The organism is Streptomyces sp. NPDC014891 (assembly GCF_043081085.1).
Classification (GTDB): Bacteria; Actinomycetota; Actinomycetes; order Streptomycetales; family Streptomycetaceae; genus Streptomyces.
In genome coordinates, this window is record NZ_JBIBWF010000020.1 from 1 (window position 1) to 18843 (window position 18843).

Sequence of the window (18843 nt, forward strand, 5' to 3'; positions counted from 1 at the left end):
GAGTTCTCAAGGAACGGACGCTTCCTTCGTACTCACCCTTTCGGGCTTTCCTCCGGGCTTTCCCTTCGGTCTTGCGTTTCCGACTCTATCAGATCTTTCCGATCCGATTTCCTCGGTGCTTTCCGGTCCCTTTTGTTTTCACTCCGGGGGCCTTTCGGCGGTTCCGACTTTATCAGAATCATTTCGGCCGACCTAATCGGTGGCTTTTCTTGATTCGGATGAGAATCGGGATGGCTCCGTGGAATTTACTTCCCGACCGGAGCGAGGTGAGACTCTACTTGATCGCTGCCGAACTGTCCAGTTCCAGGCAACCGTTTGAATCTACCTCCCCACGTCCGCCATGTCAATGGCTTTTGTGGGCACCGGAGGACACTAGCAGGTCCGCGGGGCCGGACGCACATCAGGCGGCGGTGGGGAGCCGGGCGCTGCGGTCGGCTTCCTCCAGGTCTCCCTGCTCGCCGGCGCGGGCGGCACGGCCGCCGAGTACGTAGACGTAGGCGAGGAAGAGCAGCTCGGCGGCGACGCCGATGGTGATGCGGGCCCAGGTCGGCAGGCCGGAGGGGGTCACGAAGCCTTCGATGAGGCCGGAGACGAAGAGGACGAGCGCCAGGCCGATGGCCATGCCGACCGCCGCGCGGCCGCGTTCCGCGAGGGCCGCGCGACGGGTGGTGGGGCCGGGGTCGATGACGGTCCAGCCGAGGCGGAGGCCCGTGCCCGCGGCGACGAAGACGGCGGTCAGCTCCAGCAGGCCGTGGGGGAGGATCAGGCCGAGGAAGACGTCGAGGCGACCCGCGGAGGACATCAGGCCGATGCCGACGCCGACGTTCAACATGTTCACGAAGAGGATCCAGAGCACCGGGATGCCCAGGAAGGCGCCCAGGACCAGGCACATCGCCGCGGCCTTGGCGTTGTTCGTCCAGACCTGGGCGGCGAAGGACGCCGCGGGGTTGCTGGAGTAGTACGTCTCGTACTGCCCGCCGGGGCGGGTCATCTCGCGGAGGTCGGCGGGGGCGCCGATCGCGGCCTGGACCTCGGGGTGCGTGCCGATCCACCAGCCGATGAGGACGGCGAGCAGGGTGGAGAGGACCGCGGTGGGGACCCACCAGTGGCGTGAGCGGTAGACGGCCGCGGGGAATCCGGCGGTGAGGAAGCGGGCCGCGTCGCGCCAGGAGGAGCGGCGGGTGCCGGTGACGGTGGCGCGGGCGCGGGCCACGAGCTGGGTGAGCCGCGCCGTGAGCATGGGGTCCGGTGCGCTCGACTGGACGATCGAGAGATGGGTGGCCGCGCGCTGGTAGAGGGACACGAGTTCGTCGGCCTCGGCGCCGGTGAGCCTGCCGCTCTTGCGGAGGAGCTGGTCGAGGCGTTCCCACTCGGCGCGGTGGGCGGTGACGTAGACGTCGAGGTCCATGATCGGCTGCTGCTCCAGGCATCGGCTGCGGAGGGTTCCGTACTGCTGCGGCGCGCTGCCGGTCAGCTTGGCAGACTGGCGTTCGGAGGGGCCGGGAAGGTCGGAGAAGGGTGGGTGCCGTGAGTGACGTGGTGACCGGGGACGCCGTCGTACTGGGGTTGCAGCCGGCGCGGCTTCCGAGCCGGGCGCTGGCGGTGCTCATCGACCTGGCGGTGGTCTGGGCGGTGTACCTGCTGATCACGCTCGGTCTCGCGGTGGCGACCGCGTCGCTCGACGAGGCCGCGGTGATGGCGCTGTCCATCGCCTCCTTCCTGCTGATCCTGGTGGGGGCGCCGATCGCGGTGGAGACGCTGTCCCACGGGCGGTCCCTCGGGAAGCTGGCCTGCGGGCTGCGTGTGGTGCGGGACGACGGGGGGCCGATCCGGTTCCGGCACGCGCTCGTGCGGGGGGCCATGGGGGTCGTGGAGATCCTGATGACGTTCGGGGCCGTCGCCTGTGTCTCGTCCCTGGTGTCGGAGCGGGGGCGGCGGCTCGGGGACGTCTTCGCGGGGACGCTCGTCGTGCGGGAGCGGATCCCCGCGGCGCGAATGCTCGTCGTGCCCCCGCCGCCGCCGTGGCTGGTGGGGCGGTTCGCGGGGCTGGACCTGTCGGCGGTGCCCGAGCCCTTGTGGCTGGAGATACGGCAGTACCTGACGCGGGCGCGTGAACTGGACGCGGTGGTGGGGAGGCAGCTCGCGGAGCGGCTTGCCGACGAGTTGGTGGCCCGGACGGGGACGCCTCCGCCGCCGGGGGTGCCGGCCGCGGCCTACCTGGCGGGTGTGGTGGCCGAGCGGCAGGCGCGGGACGCCCGGCGGGCGTTCGGTTCGAGGGGTCCCGAGGCGACCGGAGCGCCCGGGTCGACCGGGACGGCCTGGATCGCGGGGACGTCGGACGCGGCGGGGACGGCAGGTGCCGTGGGGATGCCGGCCGGGGGTTCTCCCGGGGCGCCGTCGCCGGTGGCGTCGCGGCCCGCCCCGCCGGTCGTCGCGCCGGTCGTCGCGCCTCCTGCGGTCGGCGGCCCCGAGGCGGCCACGCCGGCCACGGGCTTCGCTCCGCCCGCCTGATCGCCGGCCGCCGGACACCGGTCGTCAGACCGCGGTCGTCGGACACCGGTCGTCAGACATCGGTCGTCAGACATCGGTCGTCAGACACCGGTCGTCAGACACCGGTCGTCAGACCTCGGTCGTCAGGGGAAGACCGAGGGCGGGGTCTGCAGGTCCTCCAGTTCGATGCCGGGGGCCGCGAGGACCACGTCGCCGGCGATGTGGACGGTGTGCCGCTCGCCCGTGTCCAGGGCGCTGACCTGGTACTCGTCCACCATCAGGGGGCCGTTGTCAGTGGCGTGCGCTTCACTTCCGATCAGGGCCCAGGACTGGTCGACCGTGAGGGGGGCGAGCACCGGGTCCGTGAGGGCGACGAGCCTGACACGGGTCTCGGGGGACTCGGGGGTGAGACGCAGGAGTCGCGTGAGCGCGACGAGGAACGCCGGGGAGGTGCCGGTGAAGGCGTGGGCGCGCACATTGCCTTCGGTGGCGTGGGTCCCGGCGGGGTCCGTACGGACCCAGGTGACGCCGTCGAGGGCCGCGCCGCGGACCTGCCAGCCGGCGGCGTGGAGTTCCAGGCGGATGGGGCGGCCGAGTTCGTCGACGGCCAGGTCGACGGAGCCGCGGTGGTCGCCCGAGGGGGTGGTGACCTGTGAGACGTAGCGCCAGCCGGAGGGGCCGGGCGCGCAGTGGAAGTGTTCGTCACCGAGGGGGGTGTGATCGTGCGGGTCGTGGAGCGAATAGCGGCCGCGGGGCATGGGGCGGGTCCTCGGGACGGGGGTTTCGGGGTGCGGCCGGCCGGGGTGTAGGGCCCGTGGGGTCCTGATCTCCGCCGGCGCGTGGCCCGGGACGGGGCAGGCCCCCCGGCACGGGGGTGCGGGGGGCCTGCCTGAGTTCCTCCACAGATGTCCGGGACGGCGCCGCGTCAGTGCGCGGGCGCCGCCGGCCGGGGCATCAGTAGCGGTAGTGGTCCGGCTTGAACGGGCCTTCGACCTCGACGCCGATGTAGGCGGCCTGCTCGGGGCGGAGGGTCGTCAGCTTGACGCCGAGGGAGTCGAGGTGGAGGCGGGCGACCTTCTCGTCGAGGTGCTTGGGGAGCACGTACACGTCGGTCGGGTACTCCTGCGGCTTCGTGTAGAGCTCGATCTGGGCCAGGGTCTGGTCCGCGAACGAGTTCGACATGACGAAGGAGGGGTGGCCGGTCGCGTTGCCCAGGTTCAGCAGGCGGCCCTCGGACAGCACGATGAGGACCTTGCCGTCGGGGTACGTCCAGGTGTGGACCTGCGGCTTGACCTCGTCCTTGACGATGCCGGGGGTCTTGGCGAGGCCGGCCATGTCGAGCTCGTTGTCGAAGTGGCCGATGTTGCCGACGATGGCCTGGTGCTTCATCTTGGCCATGTCCGCGGCCATGATGATGTCCTTGTTGCCGGTCGTGGTGATGAAGATGTCGGCCTTGTCGACGACCTCGTCGAGGGTCGTGACCTGGTAGCCGTCCATCGCCGCCTGGAGCGCGCAGATCGGGTCGATCTCCGTGACGATGACGCGGGCGCCCTGGCCGCGGAGGGACTCGGCGCAGCCCTTGCCGACGTCGCCGTAGCCGCAGACGACGGCGGTCTTGCCGCCGATGAGGACGTCGGTGGCGCGGTTGATGCCGTCGATGAGGGAGTGGCGGCAGCCGTACTTGTTGTCGAACTTCGACTTCGTCACGGCGTCGTTCACGTTGATCGCCGGGAAGAGAAGGTCGCCGGCCTGGTGCATCTCGTACAGGCGGTGGACACCGGTGGTGGTCTCCTCGGTGACGCCGCGGATCTCGGACGCCAGCTGGGTCCACTTCTGCGGGTTCTCGCCGAGGGTGCGGTTGAGGAGACGGAGGATGTGGCCGTACTCCTCGCTGTCCGCGGTGGCGGGGTCCGGGGCGGAGCCGGCCTTCTCGAACTCGACGCCCTTGTGGACGAGGAGGGTGGCGTCACCACCGTCGTCGAGGATCATGTTCGGGCCGCCGGTGGGGGTGTTCGGCCAGGTGAGGGCCTGCTCCGTGCACCACCAGTACTCCTCCAGGGTCTCGCCCTTCCAGGCGAAGACCGGGACGCCCTGCGGGTTCTCCGGGGTGCCGTTCGGGCCGACGGCGATGGCCGCGGCGGCGTGGTCCTGGGTGGAGAAGATGTTGCAGGAGGCCCAGCGGACCTCGGCGCCGAGGGCGACCAGGGTCTCGATGAGGACGGCGGTCTGCACGGTCATGTGCAGGGAGCCGGTGACTCGGGCGCCGGCGAGGGGCTGCTGCTCGGCGTACTCGCGGCGGATCGACATCAGGCCGGGCATCTCGTGCTCGGCGAGGGTGATCTCCTTGCGGCCGAAGGCGGCCAGGGAGAGGTCGGCGACCTTGAAGTCCTGGTGGGCGACAGTCGTCATGACTGAGCTGCTCCTCGTGTGTTCGCGCGTGCGAGGGTCGGTTGGGGCGCAGGGCACCACGGAGGCTCTCCGGACACAGGAATGCCCGGGCTTTCCACGGTGCCGTCGTCGGAGGCCCTCTCTCCCTCGGCCGGTCCGTGCGGACCGCCCGACCGCCATCAGCAGCGACGTCTGGCTGGTCACGAATCTACACCGGACGGCGGGGCGGGCCACAGTCCGCGGGGGACGGCCGGGCTTGATCGCGCCCCCGTACATACGCGCGAGACCCCCGGGACCTGGGGGTCACGGGGGCCTCGCGGGGCGGTCATCCGGGGACGTCGGCCGGCCGGCCGACGGGGGCGGGTGGCCGGTTCCGGCGGGTGTCAGCCGTCGGTGTCGTCCGGGGTCTTCGTCAGGTCGGTGCGGGCGGGCGCGGGCTTCCGCTCGTCGTACACGTCGGGCTCCAGGTAGATGACCCGGGCGATCGGGACGGCGGCGCGGATGCGGGCCTCGGCGGCGTTGATGGCGTTCGCGACCTCGGCCGCCGAGTCGTCGTGCTGGACGGCGATCTTGGCGGCGACGAGGAGCTCCTCGGGGCCGAGGTGGAGGGTGCGCATGTGGATGAGGCGGGTGACGGTCTCGCCGTCGACGACCGCGGCCTCGATGCGCTTCACCTCTTCGGTCCCGGCGGACTCGCCGAGCAGCAGGGACTTGGTCTCGGCGGCCAGCACGATCGCGATGAGGATCAGCAGGACGCCGATGCAGAGGGTGCCGATGCCGTCCCAGACGCCGTCGCCGGTGAGCAGGGCCAGGCCGACGCCGCCGAGCGCGAGGATGAGGCCGACGAGCGCGCCGAGGTCCTCCAGGAGCACGACGGGCAGCTCGGGGGCCTTGGCCCGGCGGACGAACTGCGTCCAGGTGAGGCCGCCGCGGATGAGGTTCGACTCCTTGATGGCGGTGCGGAAGGAGAAGGACTCGGCGATGATCGCGAAGACGAGGACGCCGACCGGCCAGTACCAGGCCTCGATCGGGTGCGGGTGCTTGATCTTCTCGTAGCCCTCGTAGATGGCGAACATGCCGCCGACGGAGAAGAGCACGATGGAGACGAGGAAGGCGTAGATGTACCGCTCGCGGCCGTAGCCGAAGGGGTGCTGCGGTGTCGCCTCGCGCTGCGCCTTCTTGCCGCCGAGGAGGAGCAGGCCCTGGTTCCCGGAGTCGGCGAGCGAGTGGACGCTCTCGGCGAGCATCGACGACGAACCGCTGAAGAGGAACGCCACGAACTTGGCTGCGGCGATCGCGAGGTTGGCGGCGAGTGCCGCCACGATCGCCTTGGTTCCGCCTGACGCGCTCATGGGTGTACGTGGTCCCTTCGTCGATGCACCGGCTCTGTCGCCGCGGTTCGGCCGGTCATTGTTGCATCAGGCCACGACGGTGGCGCGGAAGACCGTCCCCGTACCGGTGAGTTCGGTCTTCTCCCCCGCGGGTACGAAGACCGACTCGCCTGCCGCGAGGGTGACTTCGCCCGCCTTCGGCCGTCCGGCGACGGCCAGCAGGATCTGCGGGGTGGGGGTGGTGAGGTCGGTCGGGGCGGCGCCCTCGGGGCGGACGAGGCGGGAGAGGCGGAACTCGTCGATCGGGGTGTCGTAGACCTCTTCGCCGGACGGGGAGGCCTCGGGGCGCAGGACGGCCGGGTCGGCCGGTTCGAAGCGGACCACGCGCAGCAGTTCGGGGACGTCGATGTGCTTGGGGGTGAGTCCGCAGCGCAGCACGTTGTCGGAGTTGGCCATGATCTCGACGCCGAGTCCCGAGAGGTAGGCGTGCGGGACGCCCGCGCCGAGGTAGAGGGCCTCGCCGGGCTGGAGCGTGACGCGGTTGAGGAGCATCGCGGCGATGACGCCCGGGTCGTTCGGGAAGTGGTGGGCGAGGGTGGCGTACGGGGCGTAGTCGCCGCCGAGGCGGTCCGCGGCGGCGGCCGCCTCCGTCACGGTGTGCGCCGTCTCCTCCGGGTCGGCGGTCAGCAGGGCCGTCATGACCTCGCGGAGCGCGGCCTCTTCGGGGTGGGCGTGCAGCAGGTCGACGTACGGCTTGAGCGAGTCGACGCCGAGCCCGGCGATCAGGTCCGCGGTCTCGGCCGGGGCGCGGAATCCGCACAGTCCGTCGAAGGGGGTGAGCGCGCAGATCAGCTCGGGCTTGTGGTTGGCGTCCTTGTAGGTGCGGTGCGGGGCGTCGACGGGGATGCCGGCGGCCTCCTCGGCGGCGTGGCCGGCCCGTGCCTGGGCGAGGTCGGGGTGGGCCTGGAGGGAGAGCGGGGCGCCGGCGGCGAGCACCTTCAGCAGGAACGGCAGCCGCGGTCCGAACGCGGCGACGGAGCGCTCTCCCAGTTCGCCCACCGGATCGGCGTCGATCAGCGCGTTCAGCGGGCCGCGCTCGGTGCGGGAGGGGGCGCCGGGGTGGGCGCCCATCCACAGCTCGGCCTGGGGTTCGCCGGTCGGCGCGACGCCGAGCAGCTCCGGAATGGCCGTCGTGGATCCCCAGGCGTAGGGGCGAACGGTGTTGACGAGGCGGTCCATGGTGCCTGCCAGCTCCTCGGGACGGTGACGGACGGTGAGATGAGGGGTGTCGGGTGACAGGTGACAGGGGGCGGGTGACGGGTGGGTTACGGGGTGGTGGCCCCCGGGGTTCTCTCCCCGGGCGGACTGCGACGGACGGTCCGCGGCGGGCGCTGCGGCGGGTGGTCCGCGGCTGGTGGTCCGCGGCGGGTGGTCTGCCCTCAGCGGCCTGTCGTGGGCGGTCTGCCGTGGGCCGGCCCGGGGTGGTTCGGCCCCCGGGCCGGTCAGAGGGCCGTGCGGCCCGGGGTCGCCAGGCAGAGGTAGACGGCCGCGAAGTCGGTCACCGCGAGGAGTTCCGCCAGGGTCTCCAGGTCGCCGCCCTCCTCCGGTTCCAGCTCGCTGATCGCCGTCTCGTGGCTCAGTGCCAGCTCTCGGGCCGCGTGGGCCGCCGTCAGGCCGTCCGCGGGACGGTCCCGCAGCAGCACCACCCGGGCGCGCAGGGCCTGCGGCTCCTCGACCCGGTCGCGGAAGAAGTCCTCGGGGTCCGCGCCCGCCGCGTAGTCGCCCGCGAGGAGGACGCCGTGGGCGGGGAGGGCCTCCGGGAGCTCGGCGGCGAGCGCCGGGAGCCCGGAGAGCTCGGCGAGCACCGAGGCGAACCTGCGGCCCGCCGGGCCCGCGGCCGCGCCCTCCGTCCAGATCAGCGGCAGGGTGTCCGCGAGCTCGGCGGCCAGCGTCTTCGCCGGGTTGCTGTACGTGGCGATGGCGGGGCCGCAGCGCTCCGCCGTACGGTCCAGCCGGTCGGCGACCTTCTCCAGCGCCTCGGGCGGTGCCTCCAGCAGGCCGACCCGGTCGAGCAGCATGAGCAGCGGGGTGAACAGGGCCCACAGGGTGCCGGGGCTGGCCGCGATGTTCTCGGCGTACTCGTTCGGGGCCTCGTTCGGCGCGACGGCCATCGGCACGAACAGACCGCGTGAGCCGCTGACGGTCTCGGTCAGCGGCGAGCCCTTGGGGGCGACGGCGACGACGGTGATGCCGCGGCGGTAGGCCTGCTCCGCGAGGAGCGCCAGGCCCGGTTCGGAGCCGTCGGTCGTCGGCAGCAGCAGGAGGTCGACGGAGCCGGCCCAGCCGGGCAGCACCCAGCGCAGGGCGCCGGCCGCCGGGGCGACGCCGGTCGGCTGGAGGCGTACGACGGGGGCGGAGGCTCCCGCCAGGGCGCCGATCAGGTCGGCGACGGCCGCGGAGGCCGTGCCGGGTCCGGCCACGAGGACCGCGCGGGGGCGGCCTTCGGGGTGGAGGTCGGCGATGCCGGCCTCCGCGGCGTGCCGGGCCGCGGTCCTGACCCGGGCGCCGGCTTCGGCCGCGCCGCGGAGGAGGCCGCGGCGGTCTGCCAGGGCGAGGTCGTCCGGGGCGTCGAGGAGGGTCTCGTCGAGCATGGGGCGGGTGCCTCCGGTCGCATCGTCGCCGCGGGCCCCTGCGGGGAGGGGGCTTCGGCTGCTGTGTGGTGCGCACCTTCTATGGTGCGGGGCTTGTGTTGGGAGTGCGGGGTCGTACGGGGTGCGGGCGGGGGCCGGGTACCGGGTGCGGCGGGTCGGTCACGGCCTGTCGCGTCCGGGCGGCGGGGCTCGTGCCGTCCGGAGGGACGGAACGGCGGGTCGGGACGTTCCCGTGCGGGGTGCGCTCGCCGCGGGCCCTGCGGGGCGGGTGGGCCGTCCGGATGCGCGGGGGTGCCGAGGGGCGCGACGTGGACGCGGCGGCTTCGGCGGGTGGGCCGGGTCGGCCGCGGGCCGGACTGCTGCCGGCGTCCCCCGTGAGGAGCGGCGCGGATCCGGCGTCGGGCGGAGCGGGGAGCCGGCCCCGTACGGGCCCGTTCCCCGCCCGTGAGCCGGGGGACCGTCCTTCGCCACGCCCCTCTTCCGTGAGCAGGCCGTCAGCCGTCGAGGCGCCGGGGGCGAGCGGTGGAGCGCGCCTGCCCGGTCTCGTGGGGTCGTGCGGACCGGTTCTCGTTCGCCGGGTCCTGATGCGTCCGGTCCCGTTCCGGCGTCCGGGCCCCCGTCGGGGTCCGGGTCCGCGGTCCTGTCCCCGTCGCTCCGTCGTGCGGCCGGTCGTCCGGCCCGTCCCCCGGGATCCCGGCCCCGCCGTTGCTCGCGGACCGGCTTCGCCGGGGCCGGCGCGGCTCCGCGCGTCTCCCCGTGGGCTACGGGCGGCGGGCCTCGTCCGTCAGGAGGACCGGGATGTCGTCGCGGACCGGGTAGGCGAGGCCGCAGTCGGAGCCGGTGCAGATGAGTTCGGGGGTCTCGTCCGCCGTGCGGTCGTTCAGCGGAGCGTGGCACGCGGGGCAGGCCAGGATCTCCAGGAGGCCGGCTTCGAGCGGCATGGGATGTCCCTTCGAACAAGCGGTTTCGGGCCAGGTCAGCCTACCGCCGGGGGACGGGGGTCGGCCCGTTCCCCGGCGGTGGGTGTGCGCGGGTGTCAGTCCGCGGCGCGGACCAGGGCGAGGACCTCGTCGCGGATCCGCTCCATGGTCGCCGTGTCGCGGGCCTCGACGTTGAGGCGGAGCAGCGGCTCGGTGTTGGAGGCGCGCAGGTTGAACCACCAGTCGGCCGCGGTCACCGTGAGGCCGTCCAGGTCGTCGAGGGTGACGCCGCCGCCCTCGTACGCCGCCCGGACCTTGGCGGCGCTGGCCTTCTGGTCGGCCACGGTCGAGTTGATCTCGCCGGAGGAGGCGTAGCGGTCGTACGCGGCCGTCAGGGCGGAGAGGGTACCCTCCTGGCCGCCGAGGGCCGCGAGGACGTGGAGGGCGGCCAGCATGCCGGTGTCGGCGTTCCAGAAGTCCTTGAAGTAGTAGTGCGCCGAGTGCTCGCCGCCGAAGATCGCGCCCGTCTTGGCCATCTCCTCCTTGATGAAGGAGTGACCGACGCGGGTGCGGACCGGCTCGCCGCCCTGCTCGCGGACGACCTCCGGCACCGACCACGAGGTGATCAGGTTGTGGATGATCGTTCCGCCGGGGTGCTTGGCGAGCTCGCGGGCCGCCACCAGGGCGGTGATCGCGGACGGCGGGACCGGCTCGCCACGCTCGTCGACGACGAAGCAGCGGTCGGCGTCGCCGTCGAAGGCGAGCCCGAGGTCGGCGCCCTCGGCCACGACGCGGGCCTGGAGGTCGACGATGTTCTTCGGGTCCAGGGGGTTCGCCTCGTGGTTCGGGAACGTGCCGTCGAGCTCGAAGTACATCGGGACCACGTCCAGCGGCAGGCCCGCGAAGACGGTGGGGACCGTGTGGCCGCCCATGCCGTTGCCCGCGTCCACGACGACCTTGAGGGGGCGGATCGCCGTCAGGTCGACCAGCGACTTGAGGTACTCCGCGTAGTCGTCGAGGGTGTCGCGGTGGGTGATCGTGCCGGGAGTCGCCGCCGCTTCGGGGGCGCCGCTCTCCGACCAGGTCTCCGCCAGCCGCCGGATCTCCGCCAGGCCGGTGTCCTGACCGACCGGGGCCGCTCCGGCGCGGCACATCTTGATGCCGTTGTACTGGGCCGGGTTGTGCGAGGCGGTGAACATCGCGCCGGGCAGGCCGAGGCTGCCGGAGGCGAAGTACAGCTGGTCGGTGGAGCAGAGTCCGATCAGGGTGACGTCGGCGCCGAGGCGGGCCGCGCCGCGCGCGAAGGCGTCCGAGAGGCCGGGCGACGAGGGGCGCATGTCGTGGCCGACGACGATGGCGGCCGCGTCGGTCACCCGGACGAAGGCGGCGCCGAAGAGTTCGGCGAGCGACTCGTCCCACTGGTCGGGTACCACTCCGCGGACGTCGTACGCCTTCACGATCTGCGACAGATCGGCAGTCACGGATCCACCCTCCTGAGTTCTCGGCACGCGTGTGCGGCGCGTGTGCGGAACGCCAAAGCTACCCGGAGTGGGACGGGGGTACGCGGAGGGTGGCCGGTTGTGCTCAGTTGTCGGGGGAGCGCAGCACCCTCAGGTGCCCCCGGCGGCCGACCTCCATGGGGTCGCCGCCGCGGCCTCCGCCGCTCTTGCCGCCGGCCTCGGCCGTGCGCTCCTGGGGGCGGGCGGCCTCGCGCACCGCGTTGGCCAGGGCTTCGAGGTCGTCGCCGCTGGGGCGGGGCGGGGCGGATCCGTCGGTCAGCCGCACGACCTCCCACCCGCGGGGGGCGGTGAGGCGCTCGCTGTGCGGGGCGCACAGGTCGTAGCAGTGGGGCTCGGCGTAGGTGGCGAGCGGGCCGAGGACCGCAGTCGAGTCGGCATAGACGTACGTCAGTGTCGCGACGGCAGGGCGGCCGCACGCAGTGCGCGAACAGCGACGTACAGGGCTCACGACGTTGGACGGTACCGCACTCTTGAGCGGGCCGCGACGACTCTCCCTCAGGTCACTCCCCCGTGTCGCGGTGTGACCTCCGCCACCCCCACCGGTACGGGAGCCGCTCCGACCTGCGCGGGAGGGGCCGCAAGGGGGCGGCGGCAGGACTCGATCCGGACAGTCGAGGGTATGGATCCGGTCAACCACGGCCAGATGGCCGATCGTCCCGAGCCCGCGAAACGGGCGGACCGTCGGCCTGAACGTTCAGGTTGCGACAGGGGGTGGGGCGCCGGGTCCGGAGGGCACGGCAAGGTGGCGAGGATGCGCCACGGTGCTCGGGTGCCGATGAGGGTTACGCTGCGTCAGTGATGGACACTCCTGTGCCTCCGAGCCCCCCGCACCACTCCTCGGAGCCCCCGGCGGAGCCCCGGGTGCGCCGCCGCGACCGGCACGGCCGCGGGATGCGGGGACCGGTCGCCCCTCCCCAGGTGCCGCTCTCCACGAGCCGGGCCGACACCTTCCGCGATCTCGTCCTGGACTCGGTGGAGCGGCTGGAGCGGCGCTGGCCGCAGCTCGCCGACGTCGAGTTCATGGTGATGGAGGTGCCGCCGACGGTGCCGGGCGAGACGGTACCGCTGGGCGGTTCCGCACCCGCCGAGAAGGGCGATCCGGCCCGGGTGGTCGTGTACCGGCGTCCGGTGGAGATCCGCTCGAAGAGCCGGGACGAGCGGGCGCTCCTCGTCCACGAGGTGGTCGTGGAGCAGGTCGCCGAGCTGCTCGGGCTGTCCCCCGAGTCCGTCGACCCCCGGTACGGACAGGACTGACGTGAGGCGGGGCCCCGTGGAGCGGGGCACGACACCCCCTGGTCGAGGACCCCGGGCTAGTCGAGGACCCCGAGGTCCTGGCGGGCCGACGGGACCTCGACCGTGCCGCGGTCGTCGACGAAGCTCTGGACCGTGAACATCGGGGTGCCGTCCCGCGGCACCGCCAGCATTCTCGACGCGTACACCCTGCCGCCCGAGAGCGGTTCGACGGTCAGCGCGTAGGAGCCCTTGAGGCCCTCGGGGACCAGGTCGGTCAGGGCGGTCGTGCTGCCCCCCTTGACCGTGACCGTCCTCGACACCGCCGTCCCGCCGGCGGAGCCGGCCGAGGCCGTGACCTTGACCTTCGCCTCCTCGCCGACGGCGGTCAGGGCGAGCGTCGTCGTCCCCTCGGCCCGGTTGTCGGCGATCGTCGCCCGGCCGGAGATCGCCCCGGTCGCCGGGACGAACGCGACCTCGGTGTCGTCGCCCTTGCCGCGGACCACGCGGAGCGCGGCCACCACCGGGGTCGGCTTCTTCGGGTCGGCGGGGCTGAGCATCAGCGAGCCCACCTCGCCGCGGGTGAGGCCCGGCAGTTCGACGGAGGCCGTCATCCCCGACTTCACGTGCAGGGAGCCCGCGCTCGCCGGGACGATCGTGCCGCTCCGGGTGACCAGCTGGACCTTCAGGTCGGCGTCGTCCTCGCCCGGGACGAAGGCCACCAGGCGTACGGAGGCGGCGTCGGCCGGGATGCCGGGGAGCACCGCGGTGCTCGCCGGGTCGGCGGAGGCGGCGAGCCAGTCGCTGCCGAGCTTCTCGTCGGCGGCGCCGATGGCCGCGCCGACCCGTCCGCTGCGGGTGGTGACGTGGACGGTGACGGACTGCTGCGGGGTCTCGCCCGTGAGGGTGGACAGCAGGACCGGGACGGTGGAGTGGGCGGGGACCGGGATGCCCTCGGTGAACTGGGACTTGAGGACGCCCTCGGGGCCGTACAGCTCGATGTCGGCGACGGCGGCCGTGTCGTCGGGGTTGGTGAGGTGGACGTAGTCCTGGCGCTCCTTGGCGGTGGAGGCCGCGGGGAACCAGAAGTCGGTGTCGGGGGCCCCGCAGCTGAGGCCGAGGAGGCCGCGGGCGCCGCCCGCAGGGACGACGGTGGTCTGCTGCACGGTCCAGCCGGGGGCGAGGGTGCCGGTCGCCGAGCCGGTGAGGGCGGGCACGGCCGGTCCGTCCGCCTCGGCGGTGACGGGCTTGCCGGGGGCTGTGACCGTGGCCGGGGCCTTCGGGGCCTTGTCCTTCTTGCCGCCCTTGGTGGCGCCTCCGGCGGTCGTGGTGCTCGTGGCGGCCCGCAGCAGGGCGGTGGCGGCGGGCTTGCCGGCCGTGCCGGAGCCTCCCGCGGTGCCCTCGGCCGCGTCGTCCGTGCCGCCGGGCGGGGTGTACGAGGTGTAGAGCGTCTCGGCCAGCTCGGAGGTGCTGGGCATCGGGCAGGCGAGGCCGGCGCGCTCGACGGGGAGGCGGGTGGGCGCCGTGGCGCGGGGGGCCGCGGCGCCGTCCGGGGTGGTGAGGGACGCGAAGCCGGTGACGGCGGCGAGCGCCGTGGCGCCCGCGATCAGGGAGAGGGTCGTGCGCTTCACTGGTTGCTGCTCCCGTCGGGACGCTGCTCGGTCTCGTGGCCCTGGGGGTGCCCGTAGCCGTAGGTGTACGGGTCGTACTGCTGCGGGTCGTAGGGCTGCTGCGGCTGCTCGTAGCCCTGCTGCCCGTACTGCCCCTGCTGGGGGTCGTACTGCTGCGGCTGCTGCTCGTAGCCCTGCTCGGGGTACGCCTGCTGGGGGTCGTACTGCTGCGGCTGCTGGTCGTATCCCTGCTGGGGGTACGCGTAGGCCTGCTGCTGGTACGGGTCGGCCGCGTACTCCTGGTAGTAGCCCTGCTCGGCGTACCCCTGGGGCTGGAGGTGCTGCTGCTCCTCGTGGGTTCCGGGCTGCTGCGGCTCGTGGGGCTGGGGGTGGGCGGGGTCGTAGCCGCCGGCGTCCCAGTCCCGGGACTGCTCGTCGCCCGGCAGGCCGGGGGTCGCCGCGGTCTCCGGCGACGGTTCCGGGCCGTTCCCGGGCTCGCCCTCCGCCTCGGCCTCCGCCGCGGCGCGCAGGCGGCGGGCCCGGCGGCCGTCGCCCTCGGTCGCCTGGGCGGGGATGAGGAGCCCCTCCTCGGGGAGGTCGTCGTCGATCTCGCGGCGCCGGCCGGGCAGGGCGAGGACGAGCAGGACGACGGCGAGGCCGACCTGGGCCCAGATCCAGGCGCTGCGGGTGAGCGGCTGGTCGTAGGTGAGGTCGAGGCGGCCGGCCTGGGCGGGGAGTTCGAAGCCCTGGGCCCAGCCGTCGACGGTGGTGCGGGTCAGCTCCTTGCCGTCGAGGGTGGCGGTCCAGCCCTCGTCGGCGCGGTCGGCGAGGCGCAGGACGCGGCCGGCGGGGCCGGCCGGGATCTCGGTGTGGGCCTCGACGGGGCCGGCGGCCACCGGGACCAGGGTCGTGCCGTCGGCGGGCTTCGCCGCCGTGCCGGTCGTCGTCTCCGGGGTCTTGGCGGCGGGCGGGACGATCATGACGCGGGCGATCTCGCGGTCCACGCGCCAGAGGGCGCTGCCGTCGAGCTGGCTGAGGCGGCTGAGGCCGGGGGTGGAGTCGAGGACGCGGCCCATCTGGCGGGGCGCGCCGTCTCGCACCAGGACGTAGCGGATGGCGTAGCCGCTGAGCTGCTCGGTCTGGTCGGCGCCGGAGCCGGCGACGAGGTGGGCGACGACGTCGTCCAGGCGGCGGTCGGGCTCGGCTCCCGCGGTGAGTTCGGCGTCGCCGAGGCGGGCGCCGGAGCCGCGGACCAGGGTGTACGCGACCTCGCCGGGCGAGGTGCCGCCGAGGACCAGGGTGCGGGGCTGGTCGCGGGTGCCGGACTCCTCGGCGACGAAGGCCGGGACCTGGACCGGGTCGCGGCGGGTGAGCGGGCCGTCGGCGCCGGCGATCATCCAGCCGGCCGCGGCGACGGCGGGGCCGACCGCGCAGGCGAGGGCGATGAGGGCGGCGACGGGCTGGCGCCAGCCGAAGCCGTGGGCGGCGACGCGGGTGCGGCCGCCCTCGGCGCCGATCATGCCGGCGGCGATGAGGGCGGCGCCGTAGACGAGGGTGGCGGGTCCGGCCCAGCCGGTGCCGCCCGCGCCGTTGGAGAGGGCGGCGAAGAGGAGGCCGGCGAGGCCGGCGGCCCAGGCGGCGTGGACGGCGAGCCGGCGCTCCTCGCGCAGCAGTCCGGCCAGGCCCGCGAGGACGAGGCCGGCCAGGAGGAGGCCGCCGAAGGTGCCGGGGCCGCCGGGGCTGGTGGCGAGGAGGTCGAGCGCGCCGGCCGTGCCGGTGCGGATGTCGAGTCCGGCCTCGCGGAGGAAGGCGGCCGGGTCGGTGAGCAGGGTCAGCGACCAGGGCGCGAGGACGAGGAGCGGGGTGCCGACGGCGGCCAGGAAGCGCAGTCCGTAGGCGGTGATGTCGGAGCGGCGCACGACGAGCACGCCGAGGCCGAGGAGGACGGCGAGCGGCCACACGACGGGGGTGAACGCGGTCGCGAAGGTCAGCAGGAAGGTGTAGGCCCAGGTGGCGCGCCAGCTGCCCCGGTCAGGGCGGTTGAAGCCGTGGGCGGCGACGGCGGCGCGGGCCATGAGCGGCAGCAGGATCGCGAGGACCGCGGTGCCGAGCCGGCCGGTGGCGAGCGCCCCGGTGGCGGCGGGCAGGAACGCGTACGCGATGGCGCCCCAGGCGCGCAGCAGCCGGGACTCGACGATGCCGCGGGCGGCGAAGTACGCGGTGAGGCCGGCGAGCGGGACCGAGCAGACGAGCAGCAGGGTCAGCGCGGTGGAGGTGGAGCCGAGGAACAGCGCGGAGAGCGCGGCCAGGACGGCGAGGTACGGCGGGGCGGTCTGGGTGCCGCCGGTGCCGAGGGGGTGCCAGCCGTCGGCGTACCGCGCCCAGAGTTCGGAGACGGTGTCGGGGGCGGGCAGCAGGGCGCCGCCGGCCAGCGAGCCGCCGGCGAAGAGGTTGCGGGAGGCGACGAGGGAGATGACGAGCAGCAGGGCGAAGAGGACCGGGCCGGGCTTGCGGGCGATCTTCTTGAGCCGGGCGAACTGCTCGACCTCCAGGTAGTCGGCGTCGTCGCCGCCGGGCCCGGACTCGACGACGCCGTGGCGGGAGCCGCCGGAATCGGCCTCGGAGCCGCCGAAGTCGGCGGTGATCTGCTCGACGGCGGCGCGGACGGTGGCGCCGGGCGGCGGGAACAGCGGGCGGAGTTCGCCCGCCGGGACCGCGGGGTTCTTGCGGCGCTTGCGGGCCGCGAGGATCTTCTCGGGGCGCAGCAGGGTGGCGAGGAGGCCCATGACCTCGTCGACGGCCTGTCCGGGGACCTTGCCGACGAGGTAGGCGAGGGTGCGGAGCAGGGTGCTGACGACGAGTCGGACGAGGACGTACGGGAGGGCGGCGCCACGGGTGTTGGCGAGGAGGGTGTAGACGGCGCCGGCCTTGTCGACGCGGTGCGGGTTGGCGGCGGTGCGGCCGGCGCAGTCGACGGTGCGGCGCTCGCGGGCGGAGGCCTCGGCGTGCCGCAGGACGGCGTCGGGGGCGATGAGGACGCGGTGGCCGGCGGAGTGGGCGCGCCAGCAGAGGTCGACGTCGTCGCGCATGAGGGGCAGGCGCCGGTCGAAGCCGCCGAGTTCCTCGAAGACGTCGCGGCGGACGAGCATGCCGGCGGTGGAGACGGAGAGGACGGAGCGGACCTGGTCGTGCTGGCCCTGGTCCTGTTCGCGGCGGTCGAGGCCGGTCCAGCGGCGGCCGCTGCGGGCGATGGAGACGCCGGTCTCCAGGAGCTGCTTCCGGTCGTACCAGCCGCGCAGTTTGGGGCCGATGACGGCGGCGTCCGCGTCGGAGTCGGCGACGCGCAGGAGTTCGGCGAGGGCGTCGGGCTCGGGGGCGCAGTCGTCGTGGAGCAGCCAGAGCCACTGCACGGGTTCGCCGTGCGGGAGTTCGGGGAGGTCGTACGCCTCGTCGTTCCAGGTCCGGCTGACCGGGTCCCAGCCGCTGGGGCGCTTCAGGTAGGCGAGATCCTCGGGTCCGAGCACGGGCGCGGTGCGGGCGGCCTCCTCGACGGCGGCACCGAAGCCGGTGCGGCGGGCGAGGTGGAGGACGCGGTCGGCGCCGATGGCGTCGGCGAGGAGCTGCGCCGAGTCGTCGGCGCTGCCGGTGTCGGCCGCGACCGCGTTCTGCACGGGGCGTTCCTGGGCGAGCAGCCCGGCGAGGGCGTCCGGCAGCCAGCGGGCGCCGTCGTGGGTGACGAGCACGGCGGTGACGACGTGTCGCGGAAACTCAGGAGTCGAGGACATCGAGCTACGGGCCCTCCGGCCGGGGTCGCCCCGCGGGGGGCGTGGGAAGCGTCTCGGACGGAGGCCCACACTAACGGCTGCACGCGGAGCGGTCCGCCGCCCCGGGGAGGGAGCGGACCGTCGCTCTGCGGACAGAGCGGGAGGAAGGGTCTCGGGGTCCGCGGGCGGGGAGGGCGGCCCGGTCCGGCTCGTCGGGGCGCCTCGCGGGGGCGGGGGCGGCGGGGTGGGCGGCCCTCGTCGGGGCGTCGTCCGCGGGCGGGCGCGGCGGGCCGGATCGCCCCTCCGGGGCGGGCTCGCGGGGGCGGGGGACGCGGGCGGGTGCGCCCCGCCGGGACACGGAACGGTCCGCCGCCTGAGGGGGAAGCACAGGGGGCGGACCGTTCGTGGTGGTGCGGCGTGCGCGGGGCCGTGCGGGCTTCGCCCGGCTCGCGCGGCGGCTCAGACCGCGGCCTTCTTCAGGCGGCGGCGCTCCCGTTCGGAGAGACCGCCCCAGATGCCGAATCGCTCGTCGTTCTGCAGGGCGTATTCGAGGCATTCGGAGCGGACCTCGCAGGCGAGGCAGACTTTCTTGGCTTCTCGGGTCGAGCCGCCCTTCTCGGGGAAGAAGGACTCGGGATCGGTCTGGGCGCACAGCGCGCGCTCCTGCCAGCCGAGTTCTTCGTCCGCGTCCTCGACCAGCAGTTCCTGGAACAACTCGGTCATGTGCGCCCCTCGTCTGTTCTGTGCGTCCCCGTGGTCTTGCCGTTGCGAACCCGGCCGAACGACACGAGTGAAATTACAAGTTCGTGCTTTACGCGAGTCAAGCCGAGATCTGCTATTGGGCCTCGTATTCACTCTGCGGAACCAAGCCTATGCGGAAAGTGTTCAAATCACCAAAAACAAGACACATGCCACCGGCCCGGCTCCACCGTGCGCGGC

At 73.8% G+C, this 18843-nt stretch carries 14 protein-coding genes; 2 read left to right on the forward strand and 12 right to left on the reverse strand.

Annotated features, from left to right (window positions below; translation table 11 throughout):
• Nucleotides 1-400: 400 nt before the first annotated feature.
• Nucleotides 401-1408, reverse strand: a complete 1008-nt coding sequence (locus tag ACF09E_RS35160) for a stage II sporulation protein M (RefSeq protein WP_392210331.1) — start codon at nucleotides 1406-1408, stop codon at nucleotides 401-403.
• A 119-nt stretch (nucleotides 1409-1527) separates the two neighbouring features.
• Between ACF09E_RS35160 and ACF09E_RS35165 the strand changes: the two genes are divergently transcribed.
• A complete protein-coding gene (locus ACF09E_RS35165; RefSeq protein ID WP_392210333.1) occupies nucleotides 1528-2511 on the forward strand; it encodes an RDD family protein in 984 nt (327 codons plus the stop codon).
• A gap of 122 nt (nucleotides 2512-2633) precedes the next feature.
• Here the strand turns inward: ACF09E_RS35165 and ACF09E_RS35170 are convergent, their stop codons facing one another.
• The 8 genes from ACF09E_RS35170 to ACF09E_RS35205 form a co-directional block, all read right to left on the reverse strand.
• Nucleotides 2634-3248: a hypothetical protein gene (locus tag ACF09E_RS35170; protein WP_392210335.1), complete on the reverse strand. Its 615-nt coding sequence runs from the start codon at nucleotides 3246-3248 to the stop codon at nucleotides 2634-2636.
• A gap of 196 nt (nucleotides 3249-3444) precedes the next feature.
• A complete protein-coding gene (gene ahcY / locus ACF09E_RS35175; RefSeq protein ID WP_392210337.1) occupies nucleotides 3445-4899 on the reverse strand; it encodes an adenosylhomocysteinase in 1455 nt (484 codons plus the stop codon).
• A 362-nt stretch (nucleotides 4900-5261) separates the two neighbouring features.
• Complete coding sequence (locus ACF09E_RS35180) at nucleotides 5262-6230, reverse strand: cation diffusion facilitator family transporter (protein ID WP_392210339.1); 969 nt, start codon at nucleotides 6228-6230, stop codon at nucleotides 5262-5264.
• Between the two features lie 66 nt (nucleotides 6231-6296).
• On the reverse strand, nucleotides 6297-7448 hold the full coding sequence (gene manA, locus ACF09E_RS35185; RefSeq protein WP_392210341.1) for a mannose-6-phosphate isomerase, class I: 1152 nt from the start codon (nucleotides 7446-7448) through the stop codon (nucleotides 6297-6299).
• A gap of 263 nt (nucleotides 7449-7711) precedes the next feature.
• The gene (locus ACF09E_RS35190) at nucleotides 7712-8860 is read right to left on the reverse strand and encodes an SIS domain-containing protein (protein ID WP_392210343.1); all 1149 of its coding nucleotides are present in this window, start codon (nucleotides 8858-8860) and stop codon (nucleotides 7712-7714) included.
• Nucleotides 8861-9621: 761 nt separating this feature from the next.
• Nucleotides 9622-9801 carry a Trm112 family protein gene (locus tag ACF09E_RS35195; RefSeq protein WP_388807200.1) on the reverse strand — a complete coding sequence of 60 codons (180 nt, stop codon included), beginning with the start codon at nucleotides 9799-9801 and terminating at the stop codon, nucleotides 9622-9624.
• Between the two features lie 95 nt (nucleotides 9802-9896).
• Nucleotides 9897-11261, reverse strand: coding sequence for a phosphomannomutase/phosphoglucomutase (locus ACF09E_RS35200; RefSeq protein WP_392210345.1), 1365 nt, complete (start codon nucleotides 11259-11261; stop codon nucleotides 9897-9899).
• Between the two features lie 103 nt (nucleotides 11262-11364).
• On the reverse strand, nucleotides 11365-11799 hold the full coding sequence (locus ACF09E_RS35205; protein WP_361850441.1) for a DUF3499 domain-containing protein: 435 nt from the start codon (nucleotides 11797-11799) through the stop codon (nucleotides 11365-11367).
• A 299-nt stretch (nucleotides 11800-12098) separates the two neighbouring features.
• On the opposite strand from ACF09E_RS35205, the gene ACF09E_RS35210 reads away from it, so the two are divergent.
• Nucleotides 12099-12554 carry a metallopeptidase family protein gene (locus ACF09E_RS35210; protein WP_361850439.1) on the forward strand — a complete coding sequence of 152 codons (456 nt, stop codon included), beginning with the start codon at nucleotides 12099-12101 and terminating at the stop codon, nucleotides 12552-12554.
• 56 nt (nucleotides 12555-12610) lie between these two features.
• Here the strand turns inward: ACF09E_RS35210 and ACF09E_RS35215 are convergent, their stop codons facing one another.
• The 3 genes from ACF09E_RS35215 to ACF09E_RS35225 all read right to left on the reverse strand — a co-directional run bounded on the left by ACF09E_RS35215 (nucleotide 12611) and on the right by ACF09E_RS35225 (nucleotide 18627).
• Nucleotides 12611-14161 (reverse strand): DUF5719 family protein, encoded by a 1551-nt coding sequence (locus ACF09E_RS35215; protein WP_392210347.1) that lies wholly within the window; start codon nucleotides 14159-14161, stop codon nucleotides 12611-12613.
• On the reverse strand, nucleotides 14158-17925 hold the full coding sequence (locus tag ACF09E_RS35220) for a glycosyltransferase family 2 protein (protein WP_392210349.1): 3768 nt from the start codon (nucleotides 17923-17925) through the stop codon (nucleotides 14158-14160). Before ACF09E_RS35220 ends, ACF09E_RS35215 begins: the two co-directional genes overlap by 4 nt.
• A gap of 438 nt (nucleotides 17926-18363) precedes the next feature.
• On the reverse strand, nucleotides 18364-18627 hold the full coding sequence (locus tag ACF09E_RS35225; RefSeq protein WP_015033978.1) for a WhiB family transcriptional regulator: 264 nt from the start codon (nucleotides 18625-18627) through the stop codon (nucleotides 18364-18366).
• Nucleotides 18628-18843 lie beyond the last annotated feature (216 nt).